Below are 16541 nucleotides of genomic sequence, written 5' to 3'. Positions count from 1 at the left end.
GAACCCCTGTTCTCCGACGCATCTGACAATCCGGTGTGCTTTAACTAGCGCTTACGGAAGAAGAAGCGAAGGGGTTGATAGAGGAAGAGATGATGCGGCGTGACATTCGCTACAAACAGCTTTCGCGGATGCTCGAGAATCTGGGCGTCTACGAGTCGCCAGACCAGCTCAACCGCAAAATCAATCGCAAGCGGTTCTCGGCAGCCTTCCTCATCGCCTGTCTGCGTGTCATGGGCGTGGAGAACATCGCGCTCCACCAGTTCAAACAAGGGCAAAACAAAGAGGGATAGGTGACTGATTACCCACGTCGCCAAACTCGCCCGCAGCCAGACCTGTTTCATCGCCTGCTCCCGCCGTACCCTCTCATAAAATGGGGGCCTGACCTGGCGGGCGGTCAACGCGACGAATAAAGGCTCATTCCTGGTACTGCGTGCCGGCATTGCACCGGCTTGGGTTTACCAACGTAGGCAATGGTTGGGAGATTTTCAAGCTGGATGACTACTGCCGCTCGCTAGTTGTCTGTGACATTGATGACTTTCGCCCGGGCAGCAAATACATGCTCTCTATGCCGCGGCTGTATGTTGAATCTCTGCAAGCACCTTAACCATCTGGTCGACCTTTGCCGACGGAAACAGTCCATCTGGACCCTTGGGGCTAATATCGGTAAATGGCGACTCATAGAGGCGGTCTGGCTCCATTACACCGTTCTCAGTCAGGTACTGCACCACCAGGTCGATGAACTCAATCTGGTTGGCGCTCGCCGAGGTACCCGAAATGAACTCGCTGAACGCCTCCGTGGCAGCTTCCCGGTCCAACCCAACCAGTGAGCGAATGAATATACCCAAGCCTCGGCTCTGTTCCTTGGCCTTGTCGATGATTTCCTGCGAACCACCTGCCTCAATAAGCATACGTTCGAGTTCAGCAAGGTCGGTGGGCGTCAAGGCTTGATTCCGGCGCAGGCGCTGCAGCGAAACGTGGCTTTCATGGGCCTTCAGGAACTGCCTGGCTTTGTCACGAAATTTCGCCAGATTCATGCCGGCGACTATTTCCGGTAGTTCAACCGGAGTTTCGAATCCAAGTTCGTCTGCAAAGTTCGTGTAGACGATTTTCCGTTTCACCTTCTCAATCAGCTTGACCAGCGAACGGAGCTTCTTCCGGGCTGTTTCCAGCATGGGAATCGTGACGTCGTTCCACCATTCGTCACCCGTAATCGACTGAATCAATATCATCTGCGCCTTGATGGCTGGAATGGTGTCTTGCTCTTCGAGCGTACTGGCAATGGCGCGTATCTGCTCCCTCAATCCAGTGAAGTCAGGCTTGGCCTGCAGGATGGCGAGCTGGGTTCTCAGCACCAACAGGTCGAAACGCTTGGCTTCCTCGTCCTCATCGACTAGTTCAGTGGGGAGGCCGGCCACATTTTCCGCCAGCTCGCCAAAATCGTCGCTGCCAAGCGAATGCCACGGTTCAGGTTTGGCGAATTTCTCCACCAGCCTGCGCTGCGGTCGGACGACGAAGTTGTCGAGATTCATGGCGGCCACTTGCGCATGCAGGAGGCTGCGAGTCTCGGCACTCACCTGCTGTTCGTCGTGGTCACTCACCTCCTTTCGTTCTTCGAGCTCCCCAATCAGTTGCAGTCGCGCCTTGAACAACCGGGTACCCAAGGGTTCGCTGACCGAGCCTTCCGATTGCTCAGGGTTCTCGCTGAAAAATTCGAGATTCTGGCAGTAGTCGAACAGATAGAAGAATTGTTTGTGTTCTCCGGGGGCGAACAGGTCTAGGCACAGACGGGTCCCACGCCCTACCATCTGCCAGAACTTGGTCCGCGAGCGTACGACCTTGAAGAACACAAGGTTTACGACCTCGGGCACGTCGATGCCGGTGTCTAGCATGTCGACCGAAATGGCGATATGCGGCGGCTTCTCCTTGTTCGAGAAATCCTCAATCAACGTCTGCGCATACTCGGTTTTGTAAGTCACTACACGGGCAAAATGCCCCTTGTAGTGGGGGTAGTTCGCATTGAAGCGGGTGGCGATGAACTCGGCGTGGTCGCTGTTCTTGGCGAAAATGATAGTTTTGCCAAGCCGGTCGCCGCCTGCAACCTTCTGCCCCTTGGTCATCAGGTGCACCAGAACCTTGTCCACGGTGTCAATATTGAACAGCCACTTGTTGAGCGCGGCGGCATCGACGGTGTCGGGCGTGGTGCCGTCCTCGTTCCATTCCAAGGCATCCCATTGCTCCTGCTCGTCGTCGGAAAGGTCGATGTACTTGATGCCGTCGCGCTGGAACTTCAGCGGCACAGAGACCGCCTTGGGAGGCACCAGGTATTCGTCAGCCACGGCGGCGTCGAGAGCGTATGCATCGGTCGGGACACCTGCCTCCAAGTCGAATAGACCGTACGTGTTGTGGTCAATTTCGTCCTTGGGCGTTGCAGTCAATCCAACCAGCAATGAGTCGAAGTATTCGAAGATGGTGCGGTATTTCTGATACACCGAGCGGTGAGCCTCGTCGATGATGACAAGGTCAAAATGCCCGACTCCGAAGCGGCGGTGTCCGTCACTGGCGTCATCTATCAGACCCATCATAGTGGGATATGTCGACACGAACACCCGGCCCTCCGCGTCTTTCTCCGTAACGAGATTGACCGGAGATGAGTCTGGCAAATACATCTTGAAAGCTTTCACTGCCTGATTGACAAGCGCCACGCGGTCGGCAAGGAACAATACCCGCTTGACCCAATTGGAACGCATCAACAGGTCGGCCAGCGCGATAACGGTCCGTGTCTTGCCCGCGCCGGTTGCCATCACCACCAGCGCCTTGCGCTGCCTCTCCGTCTCGAAGGATTCGCTAATTCGCCGTACTGCACGAGACTGATAGTAGCGCTCAATGATGTCCGCGTTGATAACCGCATCGGTCAACGTCTTGCGGCTCAGCCGGCGCTGAATCAGAAGTTCCAACTCCGGTTTCTTGAAAAAGCCTTGAACCGCTCGAGGTGGATAACTCACATCGTCCCACAGCCAATGCTCGTAGCCGTTGGAGTAGAAGATGATGGGGCGCTGGCCGTACATCTGTTCAAGGCAGTCTGCGTAGAGCTTGGCCTGCTGTTGTCCGACCGTGGCGTCCTTCCTGGTACGCTTGGCCTCCACCAGCGCCAACGGTTTGCCGTCATCGCCCCAAAGGACATAGTCAACATAACCTTGGCCTTCTGCGTTGGGCATGCCCGTGACTTCAATTTCGAAATTCTTCGTCTCGTTCAGCTCCCAACCCGCTTCTTTCAGCAGCAGGTCGATGAAGTAGTCGCGAGTTTCGGCTTCGGAGTAGTCGTGGGTATCGGGCTGGGTAGAGTTCGCCTTTTTGGCGGTGGCGAACTCTTCGCGCAGCTTTTTTAGTTCTTCATCGAGCGCTGCTTTGTCGGACAGCAGAGCGGAAAGCTTTTCGTCGCGCTCATGCAGTTGGGCTTCGAGCTTCTGAAGTTGGTCCAGCGTCTGCGGCGCAGCGGCAGACGCCTTCGGTAACAAATCGGGAGAGAAACGCAGGCCTGGGTCTGGCCGCGATTGCTGTCCGTAGGTGCGAGCCAGCCAGTAGCAGACGTGAAACAGTTCGCGCGTCGCCGTCAGCGCATCCGTCGGCAATACCTTGCGTGTGCTGTGGACTGCAAAGTTGCCGAGGTCCTTGATGAGCTTCGTTTTGGTGAACAGAGCATCGCCGACCACCTGCCGAAAGCTCGGTTCATGGATGAGCGCGCTTAGATGGTCCTGATACGGCAATCGGAACGACTTGTCGTGCTTATAGAGCCACGCGACCGTCAGTTCCAAGGTGCGTCGGGCGTAGAAGCACGAAGTTCGTGCATCTGCATTCACCATGCCTTCCGCTTTCACGGCGGACTCAAAAAGCAATGACCACTCGTTTCGGAGGAAAGCAAAGTTGCTCACTTAGAGTGCTCCACGGAAGGCGAGGTGCTGAAGGGAGGCGAAGAGCTCGTCGAGCTCAGCTATCGATACTTTGTATGCAGCTTTCAGTTTATCTACTACCGCTACCCGATTAGCAAACTCGCGCTGCATTGGTATGGTTGGCAAGGGAATTTCAAACTGCCGAAGCTCTGTTAGGTTGATTGTCGGCTGCGCTGCACCTCTAGCCCAACGGTCAGCTTGTCTCTTTACAAATGGAAGCTGCATCACTACGGCAAGAAACTCTGGGAGAACTTTTCTTGCATCGGGCTTCAAATGTGCCACATGACGCTGAAAAGCAAATTTTGTAAAGGTACCAATAGCTACAGCTTGTCCATATGTCGCACCGACCGTGGTGTAGAGGACGTCACCCTGCTCAACGGGGCACCGCCGATAGAGCGCCGCATGTTCTTCTTCTGAAATGAATTTATCAGTTCGGAAGTCAATCTGGCCGTTTTTAAAATTCTTCACAAAGATAAACGGCACTCCCGCACTGATGAACTTAGGCGTCAAGTGAGTTCCGTCTGTGATTCTTGACGTTACTTCAGACAAACGGACACACCTGACTCCGGTGCGGTTGTTGGACGAGTCTCCAAACATATCTATGAAAATCGCCTGCGTGAGGCTATCCAGTTGCCTCAACGCTTCCCTGCGCCTAGCTCTGAGCGTATCGGCGTGGTCCAGAATAGCGGCGATGCGGCGTTGCTCGGCGAGGCGCGGGAGAGGGACAGGAATTTTTGCTACTTCAGTCGGCCTGGCCCTCAGCAAAGAACCGCCAACCCCCGACACGGTCTGCATAAACTGCGCATGAAAGGGATTGCTTACCAAGACGTGGCGTAGATACGCTGCATTTATCCTTTCGCTACGAAAAACAATCCATTCACCTGAGGCAATTAGTCTGCGTCCTTTGTCGCTGCCTACAACCCACGACCGGCGAATGTGGGGAACGATTTTAGAGAGCAACACATCTCCCGGCCGGACAATTTGCTTTGCCGACCCAATGCTTGAGCCGGCGACAACCTCCGGCTGCCCTTTGTCAAACGCTGGGATGCTATACAAATCGAAAACTTCGTCAGGAAATTTTGCTGGGTCTACGGAGCCTGCTTTGGTGGCCATAATCTCGCTGAGAGCAATGCATGACGTCTCGCTCATCCAAGCATCCCCTTGAGCTCTTTCATCCCTGCTTGAATTTCAGCTTCCAGCTCGGCCAGACTGGCAAGAATATCCTTCGGCGATACATGGTCAATCGCCTCATGCACCACTTCCTTATAGCGGTTGATGGAAAGGTCGTAGCCATTTGAGGCGATGTCGGACCTCGGTACACAGAAACTCTGAGCAGTGCGAGCACGCTCGCGCTCCGACGTTTCTCGCCCCCTCCAACGGGAAAGCACATCTGGTAGGTTGTTTTTGGCGTGTTCAGTTTCAGTGAGGGCTTGAGAAGGCGTTACCCCGAGCTTGTCGTCCGGCAGCAACGCCTGGCGTTTGTCGTCAAGGCTCAAACCATCCGCAAGCATGTCATAGAACCAGACCTGGTCGGTGCCGCCAGAATTGGTCTTGGTAAAAATCAGGATAGCAGTGGATACGCCGGCATATGGCTTGAACGCGCCGGAGGGCAGGGAGATGACCGCATCCAGCTTCTGTTCCTCGACAATCACGCGGCGCAATTCCTTGTGTGCCTTGGACGAACCGAACAGCACCCCGTCCGGCACGATGACTGCCGCTCGGCCACCAGGCTTCAGCAGGCGCAGGAACAAGGCAAGGAACAGGAGTTCTGTCTTTTTGGTCTTTACGATGGCCAGCAGGTCGTTGGCGGTGTTCTCATAGTCCAATGACCCGGCGAACGGTGGGTTGGCGAGGATAAGGGAATATTTTTCGTCGTCACCGACATGGTCCTGCGCAAGCGAGTCCTTGTACCGGATATCTGGGCTCTCGACGCCGTGCAGGAGCATGTTCATGCTGCCAATACGCAGCATCGTGTTATCAAAGTCATAGCCGTGAAACATCCCACGGTGGAAATGTTCGCGAGTTCGCGCATGACGCAGAATTTCCGGGTGCTTTTCACGCAGATATTCACCGGCGGCAACTAGGAAGCCACAGGTGCCGCTGGCCGGGTCGCAGATGATGTCCTTTGCGTTCGGTGCGGTCAACTCCACCATGAGCTGAATAATGTGGCGTGGGGTACGAAATTGGCCGTTCTGCCCGGCGCTGGCAATCTTGCTCAACATGTATTCGTAGAGGTCGCCTTTGGTATCGCGGTCCTCCATCGGTACGTGGTCCAGCATATCTACCACTTTCGCCAGCAAGCCTGGAGTGGGGACAGTGAACCGCGCATCCTTCATGTGGTGCGTGTAGGTGGAGCCATCGCCCCCCATGCTGCGCAGGAACGGAAAGACATGCTCTCCGACCACGGCAAACATTTCCGCCGGGGCGAGATTCTTAAAGCGTGACCAGCGGAAGTCGTTGTAATCCCGGCCCTTGGCGTCACGGCCCACCGGGAAGATACGACGTTCAATCGGCTTGCCCAAGCGCACGGCTTTGTTTTCTTCGAGGGTATGCAGGTCGTCCAGACGACGCAGGAAGAGTAAATAGGTGATTTGCTCCATCACCTCAAGAGGATTGGAGATGCCGCCGGACCAGAACGAATTCCATATGGCATCAATTTGACTACGCAGTTCACCTGTCAGCATGTCGGGTCGCAGTGTTTGATACTAGCGGCAAGGTGCCGCGAGGAGTGGCATGAAAACAAGCTCGGACGACGGTTGTCGCAATATGTCGAGCGACACCGTTGGCCAAATCGCGATATTCATTATGAGCGAAGCTCTCGTGAAGAACGGCTCGGGAGGCCTTGGCAATCAGGACGCGACGCTCCTGAGCCCTCAGTCCGTCCAAGTGCCACATTTTTCACAAGAAACGGAAATCATGCAATTTTACCCGGGCTTGAATCGTGCGCGGATTGCGTGACGTGGTCACAACGTGAAAGTTGCCTTCAAGGCCGCTTCGGGTGACTGCTACTCCCTGCGCTTACGGAGAAAACAGCTATTTTTTTGATTGACGTAAACGCCTGTTTTCCAAGTGTTAGTCCCGTCGACCGGTAGTCACCAACAATATCTTCCGCTTCGGAAGGCGTACCCAGCTCTGGTGTTTCGTCGTCAACCTCCGCAACCGACAGCATGTCTTTGTCAGGCACGGAGGCGACTGACTGCCACAAAGCTTCGCGCCGATTGCCGGCAAGCGACGAAAGCGCGTTCGCCGCGGCAAGCACCTGCAGGTCATGACGGTCCAGTTGGCCGTGTCACCCAGTCTGATGATGGCGCGCACCGAGACAGCGCCATTTGTGCCGGTTGATGTAACTCGTTGCCGGTGGGGCTACTGATGGGCCTTTCGACTGCGTTTTTGCGCGGTGGATACTCTCGATGTCTCGTCCACAATGAGAAGGCATCGTTATACCTCTAGGCGCGCAGGCTTTGTCGCGGCAGTCGAGCGGTGATGATGCCGCCAATTGCGCCACCGAGATGGCTTTGCCACGACACGCCCGGATAGAGGGGCAACACGCCGAACAGCATGCTCAGTCCGTAGCTGCTTGCCACGAACAGGGCGACGAGCATCGGGAGGATGCCTCGCGTGTAGAAGCTGCATGCGACGAGATATCCGGCGTATCCGAACACCACGCCGCTCGCGCCGATGTGCACAGAATTAGGCGCCCCCAGCAGCCATGCACAAAATCCTGCGCCGAGGATGGCGCCGACGGTTGCCTGCCAAAAATTTGCGATGCGCGGCCACATCGTGAACCAGCCGAGCACCAGCAATCCGCCCGTGTTGGCCGCAATGTGGCAGAGCCCAGCGTGCAGCCACGGCGCGAACAGGATGCCCTGCAGGCCGCCCAGCGTGCGAGGAACAACGCCGTGACGGTTCAGATGCAGGAAAGGCATCGAAATCGACAGAAAGAATACCGCCCACATCGAACCGACGAGAAGGGCGAGCAGTGCAACCCGGGCCTCGAGCTGGTCGACGAAAGAACCAGCGACTCGCGATGAGGCGGTTAAAACACCGGGTTGCGACATGTCCGATTCTCCAGGGGGTGGTATCGGCGGGTAATCGGCAACTACGTCGGCGGGCCTCACAGCCGACACTTTACCGTGCCCCACGGCTGGTGCGACCTAAAGTGCTCCGGCGTGGTTTGCCGGTGCCAAAGACCGGAGGAAGTTTTTGATTGATGGCTTTACCGACCAAACCACTCGCGCGGAATGAGACCGTCCCCCTTGCTCTTCCACGCGGCAACTGGATTCATGTGCTTCACTTCACCCCAAATCGACTTGTCCGCGTGCTCAACGACAATGATTTGGTATTGGAATTTTGCACGCTCGATTCCTCGTGACAACGCTTTGAAGATGTTCCGTGTGTCGGTGATGTCCGCATCTCTGGTGCCACGCAAGCCTTCGGCTTGCCATTCGTGTCCGTCGAGCTGATTTTCACCGGAACTCGCGCTTGGGAAGAAGACTTGGCTCGGCTGGTCAATTGCGAGGAAGCTGAAAACCGGACCATTAACACGCTCTGGTTCCGTGAAGTACTCGTGCAGAGCAAGGAATGTCGACACATGGTACGCCATCCAATTTGCACCGCTCCCAATCTCCCAGAGGAAGTCCTTCCGGCCGCCTTTCACTTTGGAGAAGCTTAACGTCAGCTCCTGCTGGTCGAGTTCAATGACTCCTTTCGACGTGAGTTCAAACCATTTCGCGTATCCTCGGATGAGTTCATCCAGTTGCTCTGCGACCTGCGCTTCACGTTGCTCGCGACCGCAGTTCTGGAAATATCCCTCCAGTTGAGCAAGCTTCTCCTCAATATCACGAATACGCTCCCCTAAGTCGTCGTCACCATCCAGCGTCGCCAAGGCCCTAAGAAGAGCCTGCAATTTTCCGAGCAGCACATACGCTCGTCCCAACGATTCCATCGGCAGCGCCGCTTTGGGCTCAAAGCTCAGCCTGTACATTCGCGCGATGTGGAGTTCGTCTTCCGCGTCGGAGAGGCTTTTGTCGAGGGCTGCCAACTGCCTGTCAACAATCGGCCCTTCGAGAAGCGCTGCTGAGAGTCGAGTCACGTCATCAAGCCTTTCCTCAAGACCATTTAATACATCATGGTTGTGATTGCTCGCTGAGCCACAGACCACACACGTCTGGTCTCGAACCAAGCTGCGCTGGAGCCAGTCGAGGTTCACTACTCGAATCACCTCCTCCTCCACTGCGCTCGACAGCTTTTTCGCCCGGTCTGACAGCCCTTGGTAGTCACGCAGCTCCTGCACCAGGTCATCGACCTTTCTCTGAGCCTTCTCCTCCTGCTCCGTCGCGTCCCTGAATAGCTGGTTTGAAAATCCGTATTGCGGCGCTCTGAGGCGCTGCGCGAGACGCCCTTCGACGTATGAGCCGTTCAATGCTTTCAGAGAAAGAACGCAGGCTTCAAGGGACATACCGTCACGGTCATCTGCTAATCCCAGCTCGACCGACTCGTTCCATAGCGTCCTGACTTCAACTTGCCACGATGCGAACGCAATCTCACGAGACTGCTGCACTTTATGAAGGGTTTCGAGATTCTTCATGAGACGCGTACGCTCACGCGCCTTCTGCAGATACGCCGCATCGACAATGCCGAGTGCGTACGGCAAGACGCGCTTGAGCTTGTCCTTATGTTCGTACGAGTCGGTCTTGTAGAACAGGACATTTGGGTTGGCGACAATATGCTGCGGAAGGAAGTTGAACGCGGCCAAGTCTCGATAGGATGGCCGATTCTCCGCGTTTTCAGCGTCCTCATCGTCGACCAGTGACATGTTGGTAACGCGCGCAATCCTGTTGAACGCGTCCTTGTATTGACTGTGCGTGTGCGTCGCTTCGATGCGAGTTGGTATGGGCGCATCAGGCCTATCCAACGTTAAGAAGAAGAACTCACCGCTCCCAAAACTACTTGGTGGTGTACGACGTCCAATCAGAACCCATGTGTCACGAATTCTCACCTTGAGGCCGAACCAATCAGTCTTCTGACGGATTTCGCCAACGGGAATAGTGCATCGCTTGGACCCAAGACAGTAATCAATGATGGCAATAATGGACGACTTACCCGTTCGACTGCGTCCGTGGATAACATTGACCTTGTCTTCCGCGAACTCGAGCGTTCGAATCTTGAAGCGTTGATTTTTAGGCCAAAGAATCAGCTCTGAAATGAAAAATTGCATATCAATGAAGGCCGAGTATTGCGAAGAGTTCTGCTGTGGTGACGTCCTTGAACCAGTTCGCGAGGCGTAGCACGGTTCCTGACATCTCGCTATCGATGCTCGTTGGACTACTTCCCGGTGGCCACCGTGGAGGGCGAAATGCGAACCCCCTCTCGTCTCCATCGAAGCGCTTGACAAGAAGACCGGTCGCGCAGGCGATATTGAGCCCCTGCGACGACACAGCGGCGTGGGCCGCAACCCTATCAGCGAGACGCTCGGTGATACGAGGTTCATCGGCGATGACTGAATGCATCGGCGTCGCGAAGTTTCGATTGCAGATGCCTCGGCGGCTCGCCCCGTGCCAAATGAGGGGTAGGACGAGCAGCAGCTTCTCAAAGGAGGGATGGCGCGCGTTATCACTGCGGGCCTGATATTCCTTGGTAAAGCTCACCAAAAGGAAGCATGCTAGTGCACTGTTGTGGATGAGCGAGCGGTCGGCATAGCCTGGCATCAGGATTCCCCCTCTTTGCCAGAGTCCTTCTCGGCACCGTATGCTGGATGCCAATAGACAAAATAGCGGTCGTCCGGCTTATTTGCCATTTGATGATAGTGTCCGTGCGTGAAGTAAGAGTTGCCAGTTTCGTACCGTCCAAGCGCGGCTTTGAAGTTCTCGTCCAAAGTTTTCGTGAGCGTTAGCACGCCGACTTTTTCTGGCGTGCTGTCCTGTCGCGTCATCAGTTCCATCTCGGCATTGTCGCGGCAGTCTTGCCATCGCTGGTGAAGCTTGTCCTCGCGCGCCTCCCAGTCGACCTGATTGAAACCCTCCTTCTCGAGCCGGACGCGCTCGGCATAGAAGGCCCAGTATTTTCCTAAATGTCGGTCAATGATTCGCGCCGGAATATCGAGACGAGAGAGTTGCTTCAGGAAGAAGAATTCACGGCCACCTTGGGCGACCAGATTCTTGAAATCAACGTGTACCATCGGACGGTCTAGGTACTTATAGAGAAATCTGCGGTCCCGCTCATTGTGGAGATGGTCCCTAAATACCTGCGGAGACAACCAAACGGTCTCCCCGTCCGCCCAGGACTGGCGGCACGTATCGACAGCCATGCCGAGAAGGTATCGGTAGATTTCTTCACCCTGCTGGACAAGCGCGGATGCCAATTGGAAACGCTCAATGGTCGCTTCCCGTGGTTGAAAGACTGAACTGGTCCCGCCGTTGTCCAGTAATTCAAGCCCACGAACGAGGTAGCTCAAATCATCGTCATCGTGTTTGAGAACTGCTTCTGCCTCTGACTTCGCCGACGAGCTTTTCTTCGCCGACGACTTCGCTTTGGTCGCAGATTTTGCTTTCCCTGTGGGCTTCTCTGTCGACGCGTCCGGTTCCTTCGCCACGATGACCTGTGCCTGGGCGCGCAGCGCGGATACAGCGGCGGCTATTTCCGCGTCAGTCTTCGCATCTGAAAACATGCGCGCCAAGGCGTTCTCGGGAACGCTCGCATTTGTGACCAGGCAAAATCGCACTTCGACGTACTTTTCTCGAAGCACTTTGACATGGCTCAACCAAACGCGAAGCGTGTGCCAAAGCTTATAGCTGCTGTCCTGAAAAGGATGGCCTGCGGATTGGACTGTGTTCGCATCCTGCTCAAGCCGCGCAGCCACTGTGCCATCGGCGCTCCACGTCAATTCCGCCACGTCATCGAGCGTCTCGATGCCGACCAAGGTCCGCTTCGCGTGGCCCGAGAACAGCGAATACAGTGCGCGCTCAAACTGGAACGTGAAGGCGACGATGGTCGGCGCCGCATTGGTATTGATTGGCTTTTCTACTTCTGGTTTTTGGTCTCGCTCGTTCATACGCTTTCCCGATGGGACTCTGTAGTCTCCCTCAAATCGGCGACCCCGGAAATACTGTATAAATCAACAGTTCATAGGCTAGTCGCTGCGGGTACCCGCGGTCGTTCATATGGTGGCCAGACCATTCCATGCGAATTGAATAGGTCCGCGCGAACAGGCCATCACTCCAGCACCCCGTATATTGAGCAAATGGGCCGGACGATGAGCATCTGCCTAAAGAGGTGGAATTGAGCCGCCGTAATACAGTGGTCAGGTCCTTGGTGTCATCGAGGACCTGCAAGCCCAAGAGACGCTAGCGCTATACCTGTGGCAGTACCGTGGCAGACGTAGCCGCTACGAACGCACGGGATACCTGTGCGCCACTGGCAAGACGCGTCGTACAATATTCGCGAATGAAGTTCCTGGTTTACGCCGATGCCGCGGGCATTTGCCGCTATGAACTGTCGCAGGATGCGTGCTGCATGCGGGAAATCCACCGCAGCGTAACGTGCAAAACGCTGCTTGCGGCCTGAGAGAAAGACTACATCCGCATATTTGGTTTTCACGACCAAAAAAGCGTGAGGAAATGAGGGGGCGAGGGTATGTCGCAGGTACCGAGAGTGATGTCACCGATTCGAGCGTGGCTGACGGAATTTCTGTTCATTCGGGACGTTTTCAGGGAACCACCTGGCTTGCCGTTATACCGCTATCAGGTCACGCCTGGCGAGTATCGCGAGCTTGAGCAAATCCTGCGCGACCACCGAATGCATGCCATCCACCAAACGTACGGCCTTTCTTGGGCAGGAGCATTTTGCCTGTTTGTGGCCGAAAGTTTTCGGCGTGAGTACGACGCGAAAGACGGCGGATGGGCGTGGGCCCGTTTCGAAAACCGTCTCAACTGCAAGTTCACGCCTCAGCAGCACGGCGAACTGGTGCGACAGGGGCTCATTCACTACTGGAAACGCCCGATTCGACAATACCTGAATGGCAGAGATAACCTCCTCGGCTCCCTATTCACGGAGGGCGGACTCCCATGGCCACTGGTGCAAAGCGACTCCCATGGTTTTGGCCGCGTGGTTCGAAAGGGCCTCAAGTATTATTACCGGACGGAAGGCGGACTGCGCACGACTGCCGATGTGCTGGCTGACTTCGAGCAAGAGCTTCCACAGACCTTCCGCACACTTGAGACGCGGCAACTGCTCGCCGGTATTGTCGAGCAGCTGATGTTTCTGGCCACGCAATATGAGCTCCGTGGAAAAACCGACCCCGCGCAATATCTGGACGAGGTCACCCCGCACTGGTGGCGGGATTTTCCGCTGCCTCTGGACGAGGACAACGCACGCCGCCTGATTAGCGAGTGGCTCCGCGACGCGAGCCGTCGCCGGGCCGAACGCGAGGCTGAGCGCGCAGAGGTTGGAGCATTCTCGTGTGCCCACCGCCTAGTCGAACAGCCGCATGGTTGGCGCATCCGCACCGAGGTGACAATTCCGTGCGATGCGCAGTTCCTTGTCGATTCACTTGTCGCCAATACGACACGCTACGAACTGGCCTTTTTCGAGGGCGACCGGCTCCTTGCAAGGGCCGGCACGGCGTATGGCCACCAAAGCGGTGGCCAGCCTGGGCTGTCGGTACGCTTCCTTCGCACCCAGATATCAATTGACCGCTCGCGGCCGTGTGACGAACTCACGCTGCGGCTGCTAGCAAACGGCCGGTCCGCCTACACTGTTCGCTTTGAGCAAGGCGCGCTCGACGAGCAGGAACTTCCCCTTGTTTTCGAATGCAGGGGCGATGAATGGTGGTTCATCGCCAGCGCGTCGTGTTCAACCACCAGCGGCCGCGTCCGCGTACATCTTCCGGAGCGATTCAGTTATTCGTGCGATGGCACGGTCAGCGTTCAAAAGTGTGCAGATAACACTCTCTGGCTCGAAACATCCGATAGCCTGCAGCTCACTTCGGACACGGGCGACTGCTACACAATTCGGTTGAGGACCACCCAGCAGCAAACCAGCCAGCTGGCCCTGAAAGGCAACGTGGCGCATTTTGTGTCGGTGCCACAGGTGGTGTACCTCGGCTGGCCCAGACTGGACACATCTATCGATGCTGGGGAATCCCAAGCGCGAATCCTGGAGGTTGCGAATCGTCGGCCGCTCACACGAGTAAATGGCGGCGAACCGTTGGGTGGTATCCGTTATATCGCGAGAACTGGGCTCGGTGAGGTTTTGCTCCAGCGACGCTTTGGTGTCGTTCCCGCCGGTTTCGCGATACAGGCTTTTCCCGCGTCACCCAGTAAGCCCGCCCGCCTTGTATTGAAGAACGCGCGGCCGCTCGACCTACAGGTCATTGACAGCACAATCAAAAGCCGGGTTGAGGTAGTCGACCAAGACACTACAATCACGCTGGAACCATTGGGCAATGACCCACCGTCGTTCCTGACACTTGAAACTCGAGGGCGCACAAATCCCGGAAGTGACCCGATTCAATTCAGGCTGGCGTACCCCTACCAGGGCGCCCGGCTACTGGGTTCAGACGGTACAGCAATTTCTCAGCACAACTTCACCCTTACAGAGCTTCTGGGCCTTCGCGTTGCACTGGCAACGTCGGCGTCGAATGGCACGGAATTCTGCCTGCGCCTCGAACTGGCAAGCCGTGAAGGTCGATGTGCCCGCCACTATTTTGTCCGGGCAGGCAACACGCCGGCGCTGCTCAGTCTCTTCAGCTATCAGGCTGACATGCTTCAGATGCTCGGCGCGGTCGACGACCAGGATGCCTATCTGCGCGTCACGGTGGAGACGAATCAGCCACTCCTGCGCTTCGACGTCCGGCGCTATAACGGGGCTGTTCGATGGGAAGACAAGGACACGTTTAGCCTGACGAACCCTTCCGGGGGCTCGCTGCATACGGAGGTGGCCGTCGAGGCCATGCTCCTCACCGACCCGAAACAAGCGAGCGTCGAAATTCCCGAAATGACCAGTGAAGGGGCCGGTACCGGCCGATTTCGGACGGTTCTATCGATGCGCCGCGACGGACCATGGCTCATCTACCCCGCCACCGGTTCATCAACGCAGTTTCGCCCCGTACTCTACGTACCTGAACAATCGTCCGGCGCCGACATACCAGCCGAAATCCGTTCGCTCCACACCGCAGCGCGTGTCTTTCATCCCATCAGCCAGCCAGATGTCATTAATCGGCAGATTGCCGATATGGCAACGGACCTAGACCACAGCGGCTGGCAGTATCTCGCCGACCTACGGCAGCACTTCCGTCATCTTCCCCTCTCCGTGTTCGAATCGTGGCTGGCACTGTCACGTAACCCGGCAGCACTCGCAACTGCTGTATTCCGGCTTGAGTTCGACGAAGCATTCTGTGAACGCATCCGTGATGAGCTTGCGGTGATATGGGAATGCATCCCGCTGCCGGGTTGGGCAACCGCCTACGCCCGGTTTCGCGAGTGGCTCGTTCGGCAAGGTGTTCCCGAGGTTCTGTTGATTAGTTTGCTCAAGAATCGCCGGGCCATGCTCCCTGCTGTGGTGTCGGGTTTCAAGGAAGTCGGCAACTATCTGGAGACCGCTGACCCCACCAGCCTGCCCAAGCTTCCCGTCGAAATCATCCTGCCGGGCTGGTACCAGCAATTGCGCCGTACGCACGAGGGCAACAATCGCTGGCCAACTGACCTGGGGTTTCCGCTCAAAGAATGGATAAGGAAGCAGCCACTACCAAACCAGATAAACAACCTGTCAATGGTCGAATTTTCTGACGCCGTGACCTACCTGCCGATATTCATGGCCTATGTTACGGCCGGAATGGCACATATCGAAGACCTCAAGGAGAGGCGTTCCTATGTGAAGTTCGTCATCAAGATGGTGTCCGACTTTGACCGGAGCAGCTGGTATACCCCAGTTCACGGAATGATGGTCTCCTATCTACTCGCATCGGCACCAGCCCGAGGAAGCGAATGAAATACTTTACCAACCTGATTGAACAAAGTCTGAGTCGTACCCGGGAAGCCACATTGAGCGTTCTCGGTATCAACGACGAGAATCTGCGACGCCATCTTGGCACTCAGATGAACGGCGAGCTTGGCTCCGACGGGTGCTTTCTGGCACCGCCCGTTTTCGAACATACCTTTGGATGGCAGGAAGCCGAGGAGACAACGCTGAATGACCTGAGGGGTAACCTGCTGTCAGCAAGGCTGCTCGATACGCTCCACACTGCAGAGGGTACCTACCGATTCGCAGCGAACACGCATCCTTACGTGCATCAGCTGAAGGCATGGGAAACACTTCTGGCACCCACACCAAAATCTGCAGTTATCACGAGCGGGACTGGCTCCGGAAAGACGGAGTGCTTCATGGTTCCCATACTTGAGGACTTGGTCCGTGAGCGTGCAAAGATAGGACAGTCACTCGTTGGCGTACGTGCGCTTTTCCTCTACCCACTTAACGCCCTTATCAATTCGCAGCGCGAACGCCTCCACGCCTGGACGCGGCCATTCGGCTCAGACATCCGCTTTTGTGAACGGCTGTGAGAAGCCGACACTAAACGGCGGCGTCAATCAGAGATACGAA

At 56.2% G+C, this 16541-nt stretch carries 11 protein-coding genes and 1 pseudogene; 4 read left to right on the top strand and 8 right to left on the bottom strand.

Annotation, left to right across the window (positions count from 1 at the left end):
• The first annotated feature begins 89 nt into the window (after positions 1 to 89).
• Positions 90 to 290, top strand: a complete 201-nt coding sequence (locus tag M0D67_RS40970; protein WP_308112634.1) for a DUF6471 domain-containing protein — start codon at positions 90 to 92, stop codon at positions 288 to 290.
• A 273-nt stretch (positions 291 to 563) separates the two neighbouring features.
• Here M0D67_RS40970 and M0D67_RS40965 read toward each other — a convergent pair whose 3' ends face one another.
• Genes M0D67_RS40965 through M0D67_RS40955 form a run of 3 tightly spaced genes read right to left on the bottom strand, consistent with a single transcriptional unit; the run spans position 564 to position 6631 of the window.
• A complete protein-coding gene (locus M0D67_RS40965; RefSeq protein WP_266243332.1) occupies positions 564 to 3929 on the bottom strand; it encodes a DEAD/DEAH box helicase family protein in 3366 nt (1121 codons plus the stop codon).
• Positions 3930 to 5096, bottom strand: coding sequence for a restriction endonuclease subunit S (locus M0D67_RS40960; RefSeq protein ID WP_266243330.1), 1167 nt, complete (start codon positions 5094 to 5096; stop codon positions 3930 to 3932).
• Positions 5093 to 6631, bottom strand: a complete 1539-nt coding sequence (locus tag M0D67_RS40955) for a class I SAM-dependent DNA methyltransferase (protein WP_266243328.1) — start codon at positions 6629 to 6631, stop codon at positions 5093 to 5095. Before M0D67_RS40955 ends, M0D67_RS40960 begins: the two co-directional genes overlap by 4 nt.
• 49 nt (positions 6632 to 6680) lie before the next feature.
• Between M0D67_RS40955 and M0D67_RS40950 the strand changes: the two genes are divergently transcribed.
• Positions 6681 to 6905: a hypothetical protein gene (locus M0D67_RS40950; protein WP_266243325.1), complete on the top strand. Its 225-nt coding sequence runs from the start codon at positions 6681 to 6683 to the stop codon at positions 6903 to 6905.
• 103 nt (positions 6906 to 7008) lie between these two features.
• On the opposite strand, the pseudogene M0D67_RS40945 reads toward M0D67_RS40950, so the two are convergent.
• The 5 genes and pseudogenes from M0D67_RS40945 to M0D67_RS40925 all read right to left on the bottom strand — a co-directional run.
• A pseudogene (locus M0D67_RS40945) lies at positions 7009 to 7230 on the bottom strand (hypothetical protein); the annotation flags it as partial.
• 163 nt (positions 7231 to 7393) lie between these two features.
• A complete protein-coding gene (locus M0D67_RS40940) occupies positions 7394 to 8005 on the bottom strand; it encodes a rhomboid family intramembrane serine protease (RefSeq protein WP_266243323.1) in 612 nt (203 codons plus the stop codon).
• A gap of 158 nt (positions 8006 to 8163) precedes the next feature.
• Positions 8164 to 10164 carry a DUF3732 domain-containing protein gene (locus tag M0D67_RS40935; protein ID WP_266243321.1) on the bottom strand — a complete coding sequence of 667 codons (2001 nt, stop codon included), beginning with the start codon at positions 10162 to 10164 and terminating at the stop codon, positions 8164 to 8166.
• 1 nt (position 10165) lies between these two features.
• A complete protein-coding gene (locus M0D67_RS40930; RefSeq protein ID WP_266243319.1) occupies positions 10166 to 10654 on the bottom strand; it encodes a three component ABC system middle component in 489 nt (162 codons plus the stop codon).
• Positions 10654 to 11997 carry an ABC-three component system protein gene (locus tag M0D67_RS40925; protein WP_266243317.1) on the bottom strand — a complete coding sequence of 448 codons (1344 nt, stop codon included), beginning with the start codon at positions 11995 to 11997 and terminating at the stop codon, positions 10654 to 10656. Before M0D67_RS40925 ends, M0D67_RS40930 begins: the two co-directional genes overlap by 1 nt.
• Positions 11998 to 12599: 602 nt before the next feature.
• Between M0D67_RS40925 and M0D67_RS40920 the strand changes: the two genes are divergently transcribed.
• Entirely contained in the window at positions 12600 to 15932 is a 3333-nt protein-coding gene (locus M0D67_RS40920) for an STY4851/ECs_5259 family protein (protein ID WP_266243315.1), read from the top strand.
• The gene (locus M0D67_RS40915; protein ID WP_266243313.1) at positions 15929 to 16501 is read left to right on the top strand and encodes a DEAD/DEAH box helicase; all 573 of its coding nucleotides are present in this window, start codon (positions 15929 to 15931) and stop codon (positions 16499 to 16501) included. Before M0D67_RS40920 ends, M0D67_RS40915 begins: the two co-directional genes overlap by 4 nt.
• Positions 16502 to 16541 lie beyond the last annotated feature (40 nt).

The organism is Paraburkholderia sp. SECH4, assembly GCF_030511745.1.
GTDB classification, from domain to species: Bacteria; Pseudomonadota; Gammaproteobacteria; order Burkholderiales; family Burkholderiaceae; genus Paraburkholderia; species Paraburkholderia madseniana.
This window is presented reverse-complemented; position numbering and strand designations above follow the sequence as displayed.

Bases quoted from the DNA above. Each gene is read 5' to 3' on its own strand.
- M0D67_RS40930 (WP_266243319.1), bottom strand. From the start codon at position 10,654: ATGCCAGGCTATGCCGACCGCTCGCTCATCCACAACAGTGCACTAGCA.
- M0D67_RS40935 (WP_266243321.1), bottom strand. From the start codon at position 10,164: ATGCAATTTTTCATTTCAGAGCTGATTCTTTGGCCTAAAAATCAACGC.
- M0D67_RS40925 (WP_266243317.1), bottom strand. From the start codon at position 11,997: ATGAACGAGCGAGACCAAAAACCAGAAGTAGAAAAGCCAATCAATACC.
- M0D67_RS40970 (WP_308112634.1), top strand. From the start codon at position 90: ATGATGCGGCGTGACATTCGCTACAAACAGCTTTCGCGGATGCTCGAG.
- M0D67_RS40920 (WP_266243315.1), top strand. From the start codon at position 12,600: ATGTCACCGATTCGAGCGTGGCTGACGGAATTTCTGTTCATTCGGGAC.
- M0D67_RS40955 (WP_266243328.1), bottom strand. From the start codon at position 6,631: ATGCTGACAGGTGAACTGCGTAGTCAAATTGATGCCATATGGAATTCG.
- M0D67_RS40950 (WP_266243325.1), top strand. From the start codon at position 6,681: ATGAAAACAAGCTCGGACGACGGTTGTCGCAATATGTCGAGCGACACC.
- M0D67_RS40915 (WP_266243313.1), top strand. From the start codon at position 15,929: ATGAAATACTTTACCAACCTGATTGAACAAAGTCTGAGTCGTACCCGG.
- M0D67_RS40940 (WP_266243323.1), bottom strand. From the start codon at position 8,005: ATGTCGCAACCCGGTGTTTTAACCGCCTCATCGCGAGTCGCTGGTTCT.
- M0D67_RS40960 (WP_266243330.1), bottom strand. From the start codon at position 5,096: ATGAGCGAGACGTCATGCATTGCTCTCAGCGAGATTATGGCCACCAAA.